Source organism: Pseudomonas sp. GW101-3H06 (genome assembly GCF_059424605.1).
In genome coordinates this window covers 5,699,187-5,716,516 of sequence record NZ_JBWKZO010000001.1, presented here as the reverse complement: position 1 = coordinate 5,716,516, position 17,330 = coordinate 5,699,187, and the positions used below count along the sequence as shown (strand labels likewise).

Here is a 17,330-nt window from a genome sequence, read left to right as displayed (position 1 = left end):
ATGACTGCGCGCAAGGCTACAGACGGGAGTAATTTTTCTTACAAATTGGAAAGGTCGGCATTATACGATTTGGCAGGTGAAAAGCGCGTCCAGATTGTAGCGGGGGATTTCGAGGGGGCGACTGTAGGAGCAGCCGGTCGAGGCTCGATTGCTCGCGAAAATAACCAATGGCACGACTGGGCATCTGGTTTGATGCGTTATCGTCCGCAATCATCGCGAACAGGCTTGCTCCTGCAGCGTTATTAATTGTCGCCCTACAGCTCGTCGCTGATAGGCAATATGTAGTTCTTGAACTCGGTATCTTCCTTGAATCCGATGGACTCGTAGGTTTTCTGCGCGACTTCGTTGTTGCTGCTGGTGGAAACACGCATGCGTACGGCATTGGTGTCCTTGGCCATTTTCTTCGCGGTGCGAATCAAGTGGTCGGCCACCAATTGGCGACGGGCATCTTCGGCGACGTAAATGTCGTTGAGGATCCACACACGTTTTAGCGACAGCGAAGAAAAGCTTGGATAGAGCTGGCAAAAACCCATCAGCTTTTTGTCATCTTCATCGGACAGCGCCAGGTAAATCACCGACTCCTTGCGGCGCAGGCGTTTCTCGAGAAACGCCCGGGACGAGTCCGGATACGGCAGGGAACCATAAAACTCGCGATATTTGACGAACAACGGGGTCAGCAAATCCAGGTGTTCGAGGGTCGCTTGAATAATCCGCATGGTAGGTCTCGTCTTCAAGTGGCTGTCTTGCTTGCTTTGACGGCGACGGGAAACCCTGGCGGCCGTGCGTCGATCCTGCCTGAAATCGGAACGATAGTGCAATGCGGAAGCGATTCAGGTTTACGGCGGGCTTAGCAGGAAATTTCCTTTCATGTCCGCTCCAGCGTCCGACTCCAGCGTCTGAATCTGCGCTTCGTCCTTCAGGTTGACTCCCGATAGCTGCCGCCGACAGGCTTCGCGCATCAGATAAAGCAAACGGTGTGCCGCCATACCGTAACTCAAGCCTTCAAGGCGTACGTTGGAGATGCAGTTGCGGTAGGCATCCGTCAGGCCGACCTTTGGATTGTAGGTGAAATATAATCCCAGGCTGTCTGGCGAGCTGAGGCCAGGGCGTTCACCGATCAGGATCACCGTCATTTTGGCGCCCAGCAGCTCGCCGATTTCGTCGGCCACCGCGACACGACCTTGCTCCACCAGGGCCACTGGCGCCACCGACCAGTTTTCATTGCGGATCTGTTCTTCCAGTCGCGCCAGCAATGGCAGCGTATGGCGGTGGACAGCCAATGCTGACAAACCATCGGCGACCACGATGACCAGATCGAAGCCTCCTGGATGGGCCGAGGCATAATCGCGTAACGCCTGTACTGACTCGGCGCTCAACTTTCGCCCCAGATCGGGGCGTTGCAAGTAACTGTTCCGGTCTATCGCCGCGCTATGCAATAAAACACTGTCATGCCCGCGTTCAGCCAATTGCGAGCGCAACGTCCCATGATCGAATGGCAAATGCACCGCATCCCGCGCCTGGGCATGAGCGTATTGAAAGTCCAGCTGTGCACGGGTGGGCATGCTGGTGCCGGTACGGCCCAAGGCAATCCGCGCCGGGGTCAGGCGCCTCAGTTCCAGCCATGGGTTGTGCGGATCGAAGGGTAGTTTTTCCATATCAACACTCATCCCAATTGCGCCAGGGCCTGGCGAAAGGCCGGTGGCAGGCTGTTGCCGAAGAGAACCTTGCCGTCCGCCTGGGTAAAGATGCCCATTTTCGCCAGCCACTGTTCGAATTCCGGTGCCGGCTTGAGCCCCAGCGTCTGCCGGGCATAGAGCGCATCGTGGAACGAAGTGGTCTGGTAGTTGAGCATGATGTCGTCGGAGCCGGGAATGCCCATGATGAAGTTGATCCCGGCCACGCTCAGCAGGGTCAGCAAGGTGTCCATGTCGTCCTGGTCGGCTTCGGCATGGTTGGTGTAACAGATGTCGCAGCCCATCGGCACGCCCAGCAGCTTGCCGCAAAAGTGGTCTTCGAGGCCGGCGCGAATGATCTGTTTGCCGTTGTAGAGGTATTCCGGCCCGATGAAGCCTACGACGGTGTTCACCAGGAATGGATTGAAATGTCGCGCGACGGCGTAGGCCCGGGTTTCGCAGGTCTGTTGGTCGACGCCATGGTGGGCATTGGCTGACAGGGCGCTGCCCTGGCCGGTTTCGAAGTACATCAGGTTCTGTCCGAGTGTGCCGCGATTGAGGCTCAATCCGGCGTCGTAACCTTCCTTGAGCACGTTCAGATTGATACCGAAGCTGGCGTTGGCGGCCTCGGTGCCGGCGATCGACTGGAACACCAGATCCAGTGGCACACCTCGATTGACCGCTTCAATCGAGGTGGTGACATGGGTCAGCACGCATGCCTGGGTCGGAATCTCGTAGCGTTGGATGATTGCGTCGAGCATTTCCAGCATGGCGCAGATCGACGCGATGCTGTCGGTGGCCGGATTGATACCGATCATGGCATCGCCGTTACCGTGCAGCAGGCCGTCGAGAATGCTCGCGGCGATACCGGCCGGTTCGTCGGTGGGGTGGTTGGGTTGCAGGCGAGTGGACAGGCGACCGCGCAGACCGAGGGTGCCGCGGAACTGCGTGACCACACGAACCTTCTGCGCCACCAGGACCAGATCCTGTACGCGCATGATTTTCGAGACGGCAGCTACCATTTCCGGGGTTAGACCGGGGGCGAGAGCGCGCAGGACCTGCTCGTCGGCGGCATCGCTCAACAGCCAGTCGCGAAACCCGCCGACCGTGAGGTGACTGACGACCGCGAAGGCCTGCTTATCATGGGTGTCGATGATCAGGCGAGTGACTTCATCGGCTTCGTAGGGAATCAGTGCTTCCTGAAGGAAGTAGCTCAGGGGAATGTCGGCCAACGCCATTTGCGCAGCAACGCGCTCGCCATCGTTAAGGGCGGCGACACCGGCCAGAAAATCCCCGGAACGCGCCGGGCTGGCCTTGGCCATCACGTCCTTGAGGCTGTCGAAGCGATAGGTCTGGGCGCCGACGGAATGGGCAAATACGGCCATGTGGGCTCCTGATTCTGATAAGACACAAATACACCGGCAACTCTTGGGAGCAGTGTGCACTTCAATAAAGCAGGCGCCAGGCTTTCGGCCCGGCGCCGGTGCAACTTATGCACCTTCGAGCATAGCGTCCGCTGGCGCCTCGGAGCGTTGCCGGGCGGTCAATTGGAAATACAGGTAACCGGCGACCATGAAACCGAGGAAGATCAGGCCGATCAAGGTGTTGAACCAGGCCATCGCCACCAGGCACACCAGGGCCAGAAACAGCGCGATCCCTGGCACGATCGGATAGCCCGGGGCGCGGAAGGTGCGTTCCAGGTTCGGCTCGGTCTTACGCAGCTTGAACAGGCTCAGCATGCTGATGATGTACATCACGATGGCGCCGAACACCGACATGGTGATCATCGCTGCGGTCAGGCTCATGCCTTGCAGATTGATCAGCCCATCGCTGTAGATCGCCGCGATGCCAATCACGCCACCGGCCAGAATGGCACGGTGCGGGGTCTGGAAACGCGAGAGTTTTGCCAGGCCGCGCGGCAGGTAACCGGCGCGGGCCAGGGCGAAGAACTGCCGTGAATAGCCCAGGATGATCCCGTGGAAACTGGCCACCAGGCCGAACAGGCCGATCCAGACCAGCATGTGCATCCAGGTCGAATTGTCACCCACCACCGCTTTCATGGCCTGGGGCAGTGGGTCGTTGATGTTGGAGAGTTGACGCCAGTCACCGACGCCGCCGGCCATTACCATCACGCCAATGGCCAGAAACACCAGGGTCAGAATGCCGCTGACATAGGCCTTGGGAATCGTACGTTTCGGGTCCTTGGCTTCCTCAGCCGCCATGGCCGCGCCTTCAATGGCGAGAAAGAACCAGATCGCGAAGGGAATGGCTGCGAAAATACCGGGAATAGAGCCCATCGTGAATTCGTTGGAACCTGACCAACCGTTGAGTACGAAATTACTGAAGCTGAAGCCCGGTGCAACCACGCCCATGAACACCAGCAGTTCGGCGACCGCCAGCACGGTGACTACCAGTTCGAAGGTGGCGGCGATGCTGACCCCGAGAATATTGAGGGTCATGAACACGAAATAGGCACCTACCGCAGCGATTTTCGGGTCCAGTTCCGGGTATTGCACGTTGAGGTAGGCGCCGATGGCCATGGCGATTGCCGGTGGCGCAAAGACAAACTCGATCAGCGTGGCGATGCCGGCGATCAATCCACCTTTCTCGCCAAAGGCCCGCCGGCTGTAGGCAAAGGGCCCGCCAGCGTGGGGGATGGCAGTGGTCAACTCGGTAAAACTGAAGATGAAACAGGTGTACATCGTCGCCACCATCAAGGCGGTGACGAGGAAACCCAGGGTCCCTGCGGTGCCCCAGCCGTAACTCCAGCCAAAGTATTCGCCGGAAATCACCAGGCCGACGGCGATGCCCCATAAATGCAGGGTGCCGAGGGTGGGTTTGAGCTGTGTGGTCGTTGTCATAAGTCCTCGCTGTCTTTTTTATTGTTCGATCTTTTGGACTTTCGGTAACTGCATTTGCGTTTGATTCGGGTACGCAAAGCCCGTGCCAGAGCGGCCAGGGCAGTTGTGCGGTGTCATTAAGGATGGCTTCGCGAGCAGGCTCGCTCCCACAGGGGAATGCGGTGCAAATGTGGGAGCTAGCCTGCTGGCGATAGCGGTAGAAACGGCGACACAGGAATACCTGCATCGCCCCCGGTTTTTAGAAGAAGCCCAGCGGATTGATGTCGTAGCTCACCAGCAGGTTTTTGGTCTGCTGATAGTGATCAAGCATCATTTTGTGGGTTTCACGGCCGACGCCGGACTTTTTGTAACCGCCGAACGCGGCATGCGCCGGGTACAGGTGGTAGCAGTTGGTCCACACACGACCGGCCTTGATGGCGCGGCCCATGCGGTAGGCGCGGTTGATGTCGCGGGTCCAGAGACCGGCACCCAGGCCGAACTCGGTGTCGTTGGCGATGGCCAGGGCTTCGGCTTCGTCCTTGAAGGTGGTGATGCTCACCACCGGGCCAAAGATCTCTTCCTGGAACACGCGCATTTTGTTGGTGCCCTTGAGCAGGGTTGGCTGGATGTAATAGCCGCTCGCCAGGTTGCCCTCGAGTTTTTCCACCTTGCCGCCGGTCAGCAGTTCGGCGCCTTCGCCCTTGGCGATTTCCAGGTACGAAAGGATTTTGTCGAATTGCTGCTCGGATGCCTGGGCGCCGACCATGGTGTCGGTGTCCAGTGGGTCACCACGCTTGATCGACAGGACTTTTTTCATCACCTCTTTCATGAAGTCGTCGTAGATCGATTCCTGCACCAGTGCGCGGGAAGGGCAGGTGCAGACTTCGCCCTGGTTGAAGAATGCCAGTACCAGGCCTTCCGCCGCTTTCTCGATGAAAGACGGTTCGGCTTGCATGATGTCTTCAAAGAAAATGTTCGGCGATTTGCCACCCAGCTCCACGGTGGACGGAATGATGTTTTCGGCCGCGCATTTCATGATGTGCGAGCCGACCGGGGTCGAGCCGGTAAAGGCGATTTTGGCGATGCGCTTGCTGGTGGCCAGGGCTTCGCCGGCTTCTTTGCCGAAGCCTTGCACGATGTTCAGCACGCCAGGCGGCAGCAGGTCGCCGATCAGCTCGACCAGGACGGTAATGCCCAGCGGGGTTTGCTCGGCAGGCTTGAGCACCACGCAGTTACCGGCAGCCAGGGCCGGGGCAAGTTTCCAGGCGGCCATCAGGATCGGGAAGTTCCACGGGATGATTTGCCCGACCACGCCCAGGGGTTCATGGATGTGATAAGCCACGGTGTTGCCGTCGATTTCCGCGGCGCTGCCTTCCTGGGCGCGGATGCAGCCAGCGAAGTAGCGGAAGTGGTCGGCGGCCAGCGGGATATCGGCGTTGAGGGTTTCCCGCACGGCTTTGCCGTTGTCCCAGGATTCGGTAATTGCCAGCAGTTCGAGGTTTTGTTCGATGCGGTCGGCGATTTTCAGCAGCACCAGCGAGCGAGCCTGGGCGGACGTGGCGCCCCAGGCATCGGCCGCCGCGTGGGCAGCGTCCAGGGCCTTGTCGATGTCTTCGGCCGTGGAACGGGGGAATTCGGCAATCGGTTGGCCATTCACTGGCGAGGTATTGGTGAAGTACTGACCTTTGACAGGCGCGACGAACTCGCCGCCGATGTAGTTACCGTATTTGGCCTTGAACGAAACGATAGCGCCTTCAGTACCGGGGTGAGCGTAACGCATGATTATTTCTCCTTGTCTTTTGTACTTATATGGCTCGGCCGAAAACTGCCTGCGCGACGATCATGCTGCGTTAAAAACAGGTTCGGAATGCTCATGCAGGTTCCCTACACTCCGCTTCCTCGGCTGTTTTTGCCTTGCCTGATCGCCGCTCGGCGAGTTTTCGCACCGACCCTTCGGAGGCGCGCATGTGCGCTTGTATAAGCGTAGAGCAAAGGTCGGGCCACTGCCCTGCAGCTCAAGTAAATCAAGGCCTTGAGCGGTTTTTGTCGGACAGGTGGGCCGCGACTGTGACGCTTTCGGTACAGGCCCCGTGACACTTTGTACCGTTCATGGCACAGCTTGTGACTGCCCGGTCTTGCCAGCATTGCATTGCAGGCTAGGCTGGAGGATGCTCGGCATCACCTCATGCACGGGTCGCCGAGCCCCGGGGAGAACAATAAGAAATGCACGACAATCATTTGAGTCGCCATGCACGACAAGTGTTGACCGTGACGCAGGGCAAAACCCACCTGCACGGTCCGGGCAGCGATCCGTCCATCGCCCGCTCGTGGCTGCGCTGTCTTGAGGACTATCATCTCGACCCGGCCCTGGCCATCGCACCGACAGTGCTGGAACATGGGCGCCTGCTTGAAAGTCGCGAACGCCTGCAACAAGTGCTGCACATTGCCGGCAATGAAATGACCAGCCTGCATCAGCAACTCTCTGGCGCCGGGCATGCGGTGCTTCTGACCGATGCACGCGGCGTGATCCTCAATTGCGTGACGGCCCCTGCCGAGCGGAAGATTTTCGAACGCGCCGGGCTCTGGCTCGGCGCCGACTGGAGCGAGGCCTGCGAAGGCACCAACGGCATCGGCACCTGCCTGGTGGAGCGTCAGGCGCTGACGATCCATCAGGACGAACATTTTCGCGGCCGCCATACCGGCCTGACCTGCTCGGCGAGCCCGGTGTTCGACCCTCATGGTGAGCTGCTGGCGGTGCTCGATGTGTCTTCGGCGCGCCACGATGTATCGCGCCAGAGCCAGTTCCACACCATGGCCCTGGTCAATCTTTCGGCGAAGATGATCGAGAGCTGCTATTTCCTGCGTTATTTCGACAACCAATGGCTGCTGCGTTTTCATCTGCAGGCCGAGTCCGTCGGGCTGTTCAGTGAAGGCTTGTTGGCGTTCGATGGGGAAGGGCGGATCTGCGCGGTCAACCAGAGCGCACTGAACCTTTTGGGGCATGTGCGCGGTGGTTTGCTGGGCAAGCCGGTGGAAGCGTTTTTCGACTGTGCACTCGATGATCTGCTCGGCCGCGCGAGCGTCAATGCCAGCGCCAGTTGGCCGTTGCGCACCCGCGACGGGCGCAACCTGTTTGCCGTGTTGCGCGGCCAGTCGCGCCGCGTGCCGGTGCCGCTGGTCCCCAGCCCGGTCATTGAAGAACGCGCACAGCTGTCGGGCATCTGTCTGGGCGATGTCGCGTTGCAAGCGGATTTCCGCAAGGCTTTGCGTGTGTACGAGCGCGATGTACCGCTGCTGATCAACGGTGAAACCGGGTCGGGCAAGGAGGCCTTCGCCAAAGCCGTCCATCAGGCCAGCCAACGGGCAGCGAAAGCCTTCGTCGCCCTCAACTGCGCGGCCATTCCTGAAAGCCTGATCGAGAGCGAACTGTTCGGCTATCGCGGTGGCAGTTTCACCGGCGCGCGCAAGGAAGGCATGCGCGGCAAGTTGCAGCAGGCCGATGGCGGAACCTTGTTCCTCGACGAAATCGGGGACATGCCCCTGGCCTTGCAGACGCGGCTTTTGAGGGTGCTCGAAGATCGTCAGGTGGTGCCGATCGGTGGCGAGCCCCAGGCGATCAACGTGCGGATCATCAGCGCCACGCACCGTAACTTGCTGGAGCGGGTGCGGGACGGCAGTTTTCGCGAAGACCTGTATTACCGACTCAACGGCCTGGAGGTGGCGCTGCCGGCCTTGCGCGAACGCAGTGACAAGTCGCAGTTGCTCGACTTTTTACTGGCCGAAGAGGCGGGCGGGGAAGCGGTGCAGATCGATGGACCGGCGAGGGAGGCGTTGCTCGGGTTTGCCTGGCCGGGCAACGTTCGGCAGTTGCGCAATGTGCTGCGCACGTTGGCGGCGTTGTGTGACGGGGGGCGGATCGGTTTGGAGGATTTGCCGGCGATGATCCGACAGGCACGACCGGTGGTCGTGCAGTCAGCTGAAGAGTCCGACCATCCGCTGGAGGATGCCGAGCGGCTGGCGTTGTTGAATGCGCTGGAGCAGACGCGTTGGCATATGACGCATACCGCGCAACAGCTCGGCGTCAGTCGTAACACGCTCTATAGAAAGCTGCGCAAGCACGGGATAGCTCGCTAAACCGAGTCGCGGCCATTCGCGAGTCAGAAACACAAGGTGCGATTTTCCCCTCCCTACGCTAACCTGCGGCCATGTTTTACGAGGTCGACTATGCACATTCATATTCTTGGTATCTGTGGCACTTTCATGGGTTCGATGGCGGTTCTGGCCAAAGAGCTGGGCCATCACGTGACGGGCTCCGATGCCAACGTCTACCCGCCCATGAGCACTCAGCTTGAGGCTCAGGGTATCGAGTTGACCCAAGGCTACGACCCGGCCCAACTCGATCCGGCCCCCGACCTGGTGGTGATCGGCAACGCCATGTCGCGCGGCAACCCGGCGGTGGAGTATGTGCTGAACAGAGGCCTGCCTTACGTCTCCGGCCCGCAATGGCTGGCCGACCATGTACTGCAAGGTCGCTGGGTGCTGGCGGTTGCCGGCACCCACGGCAAGACCACCACCAGCAGCATGCTTGCCTGGGTACTGGAGCACGCGGGCATGAGCCCGGGCTTCCTGATTGGTGGTGTGCCCCAGAACTTCTCGGTGTCGGCGCGTCTGGGCGGCACACCGTTTTTCGTGATCGAAGCCGACGAATACGACAGCGCCTTTTTCGACAAGCGCTCCAAGTTCGTTCATTACCGCCCGCGCACGGCGATTCTGAACAACCTGGAATTCGACCATGCCGATATCTTCCCGGACCTGCCCGCCATCGAGCGGCAATTCCACCACCTGGTGCGGACCATCCCGAGCGAAGGCCTGGTGATTCATCCGACCACCGAACCGGCGTTACAGCGTGTCATCGAAATGGGCTGCTGGACGCCGGTGCAAACCACTGGTGCCGGCGGTCAGTGGCAGGTCAAGTTGCTCAGTGAAGACGGTTCGGCCTTCGAGGTGATGTTCGAAGGGATTTCCCAAGGCGTGGTCGAGTGGGACATGACTGGCCAGCACAACGTTGCCAACGCACTGGCCACCCTGGCAGCCGCGCGGCATGTTGGTGTGGTGCCGTCCATGGGCATCGCGGCATTGAGTGCTTTCAAAAGCGTCAAGCGGCGAATGGAGAAAGTCGCGGAGGTGCGTGGCATCACCATTTATGACGACTTCGCGCATCACCCGACCGCCATCGCCACCACGCTTGATGGCCTGCGCAAGCGTATCGGCGATGCGCCGTTGATCGCGATCATCGAGCCGCGCTCCAACTCCATGAAGCTCGGCGCGCACCGCGACGGCTTGCCGGAAAGTGTGGTCGATGCCGATCAGGTGATCTGGTACGCACCGGCCAATCTCGGTTGGGACCTGGCAGCCACCGCCGCGCTGTGCACCGTGCCGTCGATTGTCAGCGACTCGCTGGAAGGCATCATCGAGCGCGTGAAAAGCCAGGCGCAACCGGGTACCCACGTGGTGATCATGAGCAACGGCGGCTTCGGCGGCCTGCACGGCAAACTCGCCGAGGCGCTCAAATGAACAATGGTCCGGATCGCATCACGCTGGCGATGACTGGCGCTTCCGGCGCTCAGTACGGCTTGCGCCTGCTCGACTGCCTGGTGCGCGAAGACCGCGAAGTGCACTTCCTGATTTCCAAGGCCGCGCAACTGGTGATGGCCACTGAAACCGACGTCACGCTGCCCGCTAAACCGCAAATGATGCAGGCCTTCCTCACCGAATACACCGGCGCTGCTGCAGGGCAGATCCGCGTGTATGGCAAGGAAGACTGGATGTCACCGGTGGCCTCGGGTTCCGGTGCGCCAGCGGCGATGGTGGTGGTACCGTGCTCCACCGGGACGCTGTCGGCCATCGCGACCGGTGCCTGCAACAACCTGATCGAACGCGCTGCCGACGTGACATTGAAGGAGCGCCGTCAGCTGATTCTGGTGCCGCGCGAGGCGCCGTATTCGAGCATTCACCTGGAGCACATGCTCAAGTTGTCGAACATGGGCGTGACGATTCTGCCGGCATCGCCGGGCTTCTATCATCAGCCGCAAACCATCGACGATCTGATCGATTTTGTGGTGGCGCGGATTCTCAATCTGCTGGGCATCCCCCAGGACATGCTGCCACGTTGGGGCGAACACCATCTGTCCAGTGATGAATAAGCTGCTGGTGGTTGTGCTGGCATTGCAACTGGCAGGGTGCGCCACGGCACGCACGCTGGATGCCGCCAAGCCGGGGGCGCCTGTGGTGTACGCGGGCACGCGCCTGGATCTGTATGCGATCAATGGGGGTTGTTGCGCGATGGATCGTTTCGGTGCCGAAGCGCCGAGCTATCCGGGGGTTGATCTACCGGCCAGTGCGTTGCTCGACACGTTGCTCCTGCCGTTGTCGTTGTTGACGGTGTTGGGTGTGAGCTTTCAGGCGACGGGCGGGTTGTAAAACACAAAAGACCGCAGCCTTCGGCAGCTCCTGCAAGGCGAACATTAATCCCGTGCAGGAGCTGCCGAAGGCTGCGATCTTTTGATCTTACTTGCCCAGTTTTCTCAGCTCATCCGACTCGACGATCCTGACCCCATCCTGCTCCTCCAGCGCCAGGCGCCACATGGCACGGGCCAGTTGGCAGGCTTCGATACCGCGGTACTTGCCAGGGATCAATCGGGACAACGGTCCGACGAATTGCTCGGCCGCCCGTCGTTCGAGGCGCTCGCCCAGCAGCAGCGAAGGTCGGCAAATGGTCAGCTGTGGCCAGTTCTGTGCCCGCAATGCGTACTCCATCTCGCCTTTAACCCGGTTGTAGAAAATCGGAGATCTGCGGTCGGCCCCCAATGCGCTGATCACGATCAGGTGCCGGGCGCCCATCTCCCTCGCACGTTTGGCGAATGCCACCACCATGTCCAGGTCCACCGCGCGAAATGCCTCCTCCGAGCCGGCTTGCTTGATGGTGGTGCCGAGGCAGCAATAGGCGATGTCGACGCGACCGTTCAGTTGCGGCAAAAATACCGCCGGGTCGCCGACCGGGTTTTCAAGATGAGGGTGCTCGGCCAGGGGCCGGCGTGAGGGGGCCAGTACCCGTGAAATCGTTGGCTCATTGAGCAGACGATCAAGCAAATGTTCACCGGTCAAACCAGTGGCTCCGGCAAGCAATACGTGCTGAGGCGTCAAGTACATAGTGTTTCTCCCTTGATACTGTCAGCTTAGTTGTTCTTTGTATCCTTGCTGTCAATCGAGACATTTTGCAGCGCTTTGCGTGCCTGCTGTTTACGCAACAATTGCCAGTGAGACAATACGGTTTTCGGCGCCCAGATCTGCGGCTCGGAGGCCTCGTAGTTATCGGCCAGTTCGCGCTCGGCGACGGTGGCCTTGGCCAGTTTGAAGGCTTGTTCCAGATCGTCTGTCTGGTTCAAGGCCTGGGCAAACAGGGCGTCGCCGAAGTAGGTGAAATTGGCTTCTTCCGAACAGCCGAACGACACGCGGTCGGCCCGCGAAGCGGTCATGATCAGGGTCCGTTCGTCCTTGAGGGCGGGAATGAAACCGCCGGAGTAGCAGGCTGAAATCACGATGACCTTGTCGCGGTTTTTCAGGGGGGCGAGCACCACGGCCAGTTCGTCGGCCGGCAGGTCGGCCAGCTCCATGCGTGGCTGGTCGAGTACCAGTTCGTGCTCGCTGGTGCCGTGGCTGGTCAGGTAGATGAATATCAGATCTTCCGGGCCGCTGCGCTCGGCCAGGGTCACGGATGCGCGGCGCAAGTTTTCCCGGGTGGCCATCGGCCGGTCGCCGAGGTGATCGCGATGGTTCACCAGGCGGATCTGGCCAAAGGCACCGAAACGGCTGGTGAGCATGTTGGCCACGTAGTCGGACTCTCGCAGGAACACACTCTGCTTGCCGTCGCCGCCCAGGGTCAGGGTGTACAGCTCGACCGCCGGGGTCGAGGCGGGTACGTTGCTTAATGCATCTTCGAGCAGCCGCCCCTGGGCCAGCAGTCCGAGTTCGAGGGTGTCGGGCAGCAACTTGCCATTGGCGTCACGCACGCGCTGGCCGTTGATCCAGGTGCCGCTGAGCACCGAACCATCCGTCAGCACCAAGGTGCCGCGACCGGAATAGGTGTCGCTGTCGAACTGGCCGATGTAGAAACTCCCGTCGGCCAGGTTCAAGCGGCCCTGGCCGCTGAAACGCCAGTCGTTGAAGTTACCGATGTAATGGCTGCCGTCGGCGCCGATCAACTCGCCTTTGCCATTGAGCGAGCCTTCCTTGAATTGACCCAGCCAGACATCGCCATCGGCGTTTTCGTAGCGACCCTTGCCGTGCAGTTGATTGTTCTTGAAGCCGCCGACATAGATGTCGCCGTCAGCGCTGTTGAATGTTCCGTTGCCTTCCAGCTGGCCGTCGACGAAGTGCCCGGTGAACTGATTGCCGTTGCCGTTGCCGTCGCCGCGCTGACCTTCGCCGTTGGGTTTACCGTGGGCGAACTGACCCTGGTACGCGCTGCCGTCTTCGAGTTCCAGGCGACCGAGCCCTGAATACTGATCGGCCTTGAACTCGCCACGGTAAGTCATGCCGTTTTCTTTGAGGGTGCCTTCACCGTCGCGCCGGCCAAGCTTGAAGCCACCGTTGTAGCTGCTGCCATTCGTTTTCAGGCTACCCTGGCCATCGAACAGGCCTTTGTTGAATTGCCCGCGATAGACCTCGCCGTTGCTGCCGTGCCATTCACCCTGGCCATGCCATTGCCCCTTGTCGAACTCGCCGGCATACCAGCTGCCGTTCGGGTAGTCGATGCGGCCCTGGCCTTGCAGCAATCCATCGACCAGGTCACCGCGATAGCGTCCGCCGTCCGGCAAGCGGGCATCGGGAGGCAACGGCGATTCACCGTCGCCGCAAGCGGTGAGCATCAGGGTCAGGGCAAGGAGTGCAAGTGGGCGCATAGCGGGTTCCGGGCAATTAGGCGACCGAGTATGCCGCAGCTATGTGTCCATATACAGTCGGTAGAAAAAAGCAGCGGGTGCGAAACAGCCTGAGCTGCTTCGCATCCGGGAAGGTTTACACGAAGCAGAGCGACAAGGATTCAGCGATATACGCCGGTTTGTCCGAACCTTCGATTTCCAGGGTGGCGATGGCCTTGAGCAGCCATTGGCCAGGTTTTTTTTCGGTGACCTCGGACAGATCGACCTTGAGCCGCACTTTCGAATCGACCTTGACCGGTTGAATGAAACGCACACTGTCCAGGCCGTAATTGACCACCATCTTCACACCTTCTGGAAGGATGAGGATGTCTTCCATCAATTTCGGGATCAACGACAGCGACAGGAAGCCGTGGGCAATGGTACTGCCAAAAGGCGTTTGCGCCGCTTTGACCGGGTCGACGTGGATGAACTGATAGTCCCCTGTGGCTTCGGCGAACAGGTTGATGCGCTCCTGATCGATCGTGAGCCATTCGGAACGTCCAAGTTCCTTGCCGACATAATCATTGAGCTCTGCAACTGGAACATAGGGCATCGAGACTCTCCTTGTTGTTCATCGGTTTTATAGTTTTGAGGTGGGGGGATTTGACCTCCCGGATTACCACTTTAGATCAACATGGCAAATTGCTCCGGTCAACCGACCATGCTTTTGGCGAATGCCGATGTATACGGCAGGCGTGCTTATAATGCTCGGCGCGTCATTGCGGGTGGTTTGGGGGAGATGAGGGATGTTGTTACGAGGTTTGACCTGGCTGGTGCTGTTCCAATTGCTCGGCACAGCCATCAACCATTTGTTTTTACCGGTGTTGCCGGGGCCGATCATTGGCCTGCTGCTTCTGCTGGTGTACTTGATTAGCCGGGGTCAGGTGGGTGAGCCGCTGAACCTGGCGGCCAGCAGCCTGCTGCGTTATCTGCCCTTGCTGCTGGTGCCGCCGGCGGTGGGGGTGATGGTGTACGCCAAAGACATCGCCGCTGACTTCTGGGCCATTGTCGGGGCGCTGGTGTTGTCGCTGGTGCTGTCCATGGCGTTCGCGGGTGTGCTGATGCAGCGCCTGATCAAGCGCCACAGCCACCCGCGTGAGGACCACCCATGATCCTTGACTGGCAGGGTGCCTGGACATCGGTGATCCATCATCCGTTGTTCGGCATCGGCATTACCCTTGGCGCCTACCAGCTGGTACTGGCAGCTTTCGAGAAAACCCGCTGGATCTTTTTGCAGCCGGTGCTGGTCTCCATGTTGCTGGTGATCGGTGTGTTGGTAGGCTGCGGGCTGACGTATGCCGAGTACCGCAAGAGCACCGAGATCCTCAGTATCCTGCTCGGCCCGGCCACCGTCGCACTGGCCGTGCCGCTATACCTCAACCTGCGACGGATTCGGCAGTTGTTCTGGCCGATATTTACTACGCTGGTGGTAGGCGGTGTGGTTGCCACAGGCATGGGCGTATTGCTGGGCTGGTGGTTCGGGGCCGAACATATGATCCTGATGACCATGGCGCCGAAGTCGGTGACGTCGCCTATTGCCATGCTGGTGGCCGAGCAGATCGGTGGTGTTGCGGCGCTGGCGGCGGTGTTCGTATTGATCACCGGCGTGATTGGCGCGATCTTCGGCCCGAGCCTGTTGACCCGGCTCGGGGTCCACAGCCCCGAAGCCCGAGGCATGGCGTTGGGCATGACGGCCCACGCGGTAGGCACGGCGGTGGCGATGCAGGAAAATGACGAGTGCGGCGCCTTTGCGGCGCTGGCAATGAGTTTGATGGGCGTGGCCACGGCGGTGTTGCTGCCGTTGGCGGTGTCGATGGTGGTGTGAAGGAAATGTCTATGAGTCTGCCGCTTTTTCCGCTGAATACGGTGCTGTTTCCAGGCTGCATCCTCGATCTGCAGATTTTCGAGGCGCGTTACCTGGACATGATCGGTCGCTGCATGAAACAGGGTGGCGGCTTCGGCGTGGTGTGCATCCTTGAAGGCGAAGAGGTCGGCATCGCCCCGGCGGGTTACGCATTGGTCGGGTGTGAAGCGCTGATCACCGATTTCAAGCAACAGGACAATGGCCTGCTGGGCATCCGGGTGCAGGGCGGTCGGCGCTTTCACGTGCTGCGCACCGACGTGCAGCGCGATCAGTTGATCGTGGCCGAAGTCGAGTGGCTGGACGAAGAACCCGAGCAACCCTTGCAGGATGAGGACGCCGATCTGGTGGCGCTGCTCAAGGCCCTGGCCGAACACCCGATGGTCGAAGCGTTGAACATGGGCACCGAAGCGACCGGGCAACAATCGCTGGCCAATCAGTTGGCGTATCTGTTGCCGTTCGCCGAACTGGACAAAATCGACCTGCTGCAACTCGACGATCCCCAGCAGCGGCTGGATGCGATTCAGGCGCTGCTGGATGAGTTGCAAGGTGAGTTGTTTGCCTGACGGTCAAAAGATCGCAGACAGCGATCTTTTGATTTTCAATAGGCATACCGCAACATCGTATGTGGCAAATGCCGCAATACGAAGAATCCGAACAGCGCCACCAGCGAAGGCAACACCAGCCACCAGATCCTGGGCGGCATGGCGTTGAGTGATGTCCGGCGCTGAATCAACCACAGACTTGCCGCGCAGACACAGGCTGCGAGCATCGCACCGGCCAGCACATCGGTCGGCCAATGCGCGCCGAGATACACCCGCGACAGGGCGATCGCCAGTGCTGGCAAGCAGCCCACCAGCAGCCAGGTCAAGCGCATCCGGGGCGGTTGTCCGCGACCGGCGAGAACGGCGAGGGTCAGGAACAACGCGAAGGAACCTGAAGCATGACCGCTGGGCATGCTGTAACTGGTCAGCGGGTCGCTCAACACTTCCGGGCGCATGCGGGCGAAAAAGTGTTTGGTCGCGGTGTTGCCCAGCGCGGTGAACAACAGTGTGCTGCAAGCGAAAATCGCCTGGCGCCATTGCCGGGCGATCAGCAGCAGCACGACCAGCAAGGCACTGAAGATCAGCATGTTGCGGAATTCACCGATCAGCGTGAAGACCACCGCCACTTCATCGAGCGTCGGGCTGCGATGCTCCTGCACCAGCGTCATCAGCCCTTGATCGAGGGCAGTCAGGTGCGAGAAACCGATAAACAGCCCCGCCAGAATCAGAAAGCTCATCCCGGTAATGAACATCGTCGCCTTGCGATGCTTGCGCAGGCTACTGGTAGCGCTCAGTCCGACCATCAGCGCAATGCTGCCGGCGACGATCCCGGCCTGTGGCCAAAAACCCTCAGGCAACGGCAGGCGAATGGCTGCGCCGGTGGCCCAGCCGGGCAGCAGATACGCTACTGACCACCCTGCGCCGGCCAGCAGGCTGACGGCAAAAAAACGCGGGAAGGGCATGTCGAACATCCCGGCCACCATGGGCAGCATGGGACGCAAAGGTCCGATAAAGCGCCCGACCAGCAAGCTGGCGATGCCATACCGCTGAAAGTACGCCTCGGCCCCGGCGATCCATTCCGGGTGATGGCGCAGGCCTGGCAAGCGCCGGATGTTCTGATGGAAATGACGCCCCAGAAAATACGAAATCACATCGCCGAGCACGCCGGCGAGGAAACCCAGCAATAACGTTTCGCTCAGTGACAGGGCACCGCTACCGGCCAGCACCGCCACGGCGAACAGCAAAACCGTGCCGGGAACGATCAGCCCGGCAATCGCCAGGCATTCGACGAAGGCCACGATGAACACCGCCGCCGCCAGCCATTGCGGGTTGACCGTCAGCCAACCGGTCACGCTATCGAGCCATGGGCCCATAAATACAACTCCATTGAATGTTCAATTGCCTTTTTGTGGGAGCGAGCCTGCTCGCGAATG

Annotated in this window: 16 protein-coding genes; 7 read left to right on the top strand and 9 right to left on the bottom strand. The window is 60.2% G+C overall.

Annotated features, from left to right (window positions below):
* Nucleotides 1–254: 254 nt before the first annotated feature.
* The 5 genes from AC07ZE_RS26285 to exaC all read right to left on the bottom strand — a co-directional run bounded on the left by AC07ZE_RS26285 (nt 255) and on the right by exaC (nt 6,293).
* On the bottom strand, nt 255–716 hold the full coding sequence (locus AC07ZE_RS26285; RefSeq protein WP_207267230.1) for a GNAT family N-acetyltransferase: 462 nt from the start codon (nt 714–716) through the stop codon (nt 255–257).
* Nucleotides 717–836: 120 nt separating this feature from the next.
* Entirely contained in the window at nt 837–1,655 is an 819-nt protein-coding gene (gene eutC, locus AC07ZE_RS26280) for an ethanolamine ammonia-lyase subunit EutC (RefSeq protein WP_207267228.1), read from the bottom strand.
* Between the two features lie 8 nt (nt 1,656–1,663).
* On the bottom strand, nt 1,664–3,058 hold the full coding sequence (locus AC07ZE_RS26275; RefSeq protein ID WP_207267226.1) for an ethanolamine ammonia-lyase subunit EutB: 1,395 nt from the start codon (nt 3,056–3,058) through the stop codon (nt 1,664–1,666).
* Between the two features lie 105 nt (nt 3,059–3,163).
* On the bottom strand, nt 3,164–4,534 hold the full coding sequence (gene eat / locus AC07ZE_RS26270; RefSeq protein ID WP_207267224.1) for an ethanolamine permease: 1,371 nt from the start codon (nt 4,532–4,534) through the stop codon (nt 3,164–3,166).
* Between the two features lie 238 nt (nt 4,535–4,772).
* Entirely contained in the window at nt 4,773–6,293 is a 1,521-nt protein-coding gene (exaC, locus tag AC07ZE_RS26265) for an acetaldehyde dehydrogenase ExaC (RefSeq protein ID WP_137804392.1), read from the bottom strand.
* Between the two features lie 443 nt (nt 6,294–6,736).
* On the opposite strand from exaC, the gene AC07ZE_RS26260 reads away from it, so the two are divergent.
* The 4 genes from AC07ZE_RS26260 (at nt 6,737) to AC07ZE_RS26245 (ending at nt 10,993) form a co-directional block, all read left to right on the top strand.
* Nucleotides 6,737–8,647: a sigma-54-dependent Fis family transcriptional regulator gene (locus AC07ZE_RS26260; protein ID WP_207267223.1), complete on the top strand. Its 1,911-nt coding sequence runs from the start codon at nt 6,737–6,739 to the stop codon at nt 8,645–8,647.
* A gap of 90 nt (nt 8,648–8,737) precedes the next feature.
* Entirely contained in the window at nt 8,738–10,087 is a 1,350-nt protein-coding gene (mpl, locus tag AC07ZE_RS26255) for a UDP-N-acetylmuramate:L-alanyl-gamma-D-glutamyl-meso-diaminopimelate ligase (protein WP_207267221.1), read from the top strand.
* Entirely contained in the window at nt 10,084–10,716 is a 633-nt protein-coding gene (ubiX, locus tag AC07ZE_RS26250; protein WP_096514866.1) for a flavin prenyltransferase UbiX, read from the top strand. Before mpl ends, ubiX begins: the two co-directional genes overlap by 4 nt.
* Nucleotides 10,709–10,993, top strand: a complete 285-nt coding sequence (locus tag AC07ZE_RS26245) for a YceK/YidQ family lipoprotein (RefSeq protein WP_207267218.1) — start codon at nt 10,709–10,711, stop codon at nt 10,991–10,993. The genes ubiX and AC07ZE_RS26245 overlap by 8 nt, the downstream gene beginning before the upstream one ends.
* Nucleotides 10,994–11,080: 87 nt before the next feature.
* On the opposite strand, the gene AC07ZE_RS26240 is transcribed toward AC07ZE_RS26245, so the two are convergent.
* The 3 genes from AC07ZE_RS26240 to AC07ZE_RS26230 all read right to left on the bottom strand — a co-directional run bounded on the left by AC07ZE_RS26240 (nt 11,081) and on the right by AC07ZE_RS26230 (nt 14,044).
* A complete protein-coding gene (locus tag AC07ZE_RS26240; RefSeq protein WP_207267217.1) occupies nt 11,081–11,722 on the bottom strand; it encodes an oxidoreductase in 642 nt (213 codons plus the stop codon).
* A 26-nt stretch (nt 11,723–11,748) separates the two neighbouring features.
* Nucleotides 11,749–13,473, bottom strand: coding sequence for a C13 family peptidase (locus tag AC07ZE_RS26235; RefSeq protein ID WP_207267216.1), 1,725 nt, complete (start codon nt 13,471–13,473; stop codon nt 11,749–11,751).
* 115 nt (nt 13,474–13,588) lie between these two features.
* On the bottom strand, nt 13,589–14,044 hold the full coding sequence (locus tag AC07ZE_RS26230; protein ID WP_207267215.1) for a MaoC family dehydratase: 456 nt from the start codon (nt 14,042–14,044) through the stop codon (nt 13,589–13,591).
* 193 nt (nt 14,045–14,237) lie between these two features.
* Between AC07ZE_RS26230 and AC07ZE_RS26225 the strand changes: the two genes are divergently transcribed.
* From AC07ZE_RS26225 to AC07ZE_RS26215, 3 genes are read left to right on the top strand one after another with little or no spacing between them, the layout of a single operon-like run.
* Nucleotides 14,238–14,603, top strand: coding sequence for a CidA/LrgA family protein (locus AC07ZE_RS26225; protein WP_207267214.1), 366 nt, complete (start codon nt 14,238–14,240; stop codon nt 14,601–14,603).
* Entirely contained in the window at nt 14,600–15,316 is a 717-nt protein-coding gene (locus AC07ZE_RS26220) for an LrgB family protein (protein ID WP_207267213.1), read from the top strand. Before AC07ZE_RS26225 ends, AC07ZE_RS26220 begins: the two co-directional genes overlap by 4 nt.
* Before the next feature lie 11 nt (nt 15,317–15,327).
* On the top strand, nt 15,328–15,918 hold the full coding sequence (locus AC07ZE_RS26215) for an LON peptidase substrate-binding domain-containing protein (protein ID WP_137804384.1): 591 nt from the start codon (nt 15,328–15,330) through the stop codon (nt 15,916–15,918).
* Nucleotides 15,919–15,953: 35 nt separating this feature from the next.
* Here the strand turns inward: AC07ZE_RS26215 and AC07ZE_RS26210 are convergent, their stop codons facing one another.
* Entirely contained in the window at nt 15,954–17,270 is a 1,317-nt protein-coding gene (locus tag AC07ZE_RS26210) for a bifunctional DedA family/phosphatase PAP2 family protein (RefSeq protein WP_207267212.1), read from the bottom strand.
* Nucleotides 17,271–17,330 lie beyond the last annotated feature (60 nt).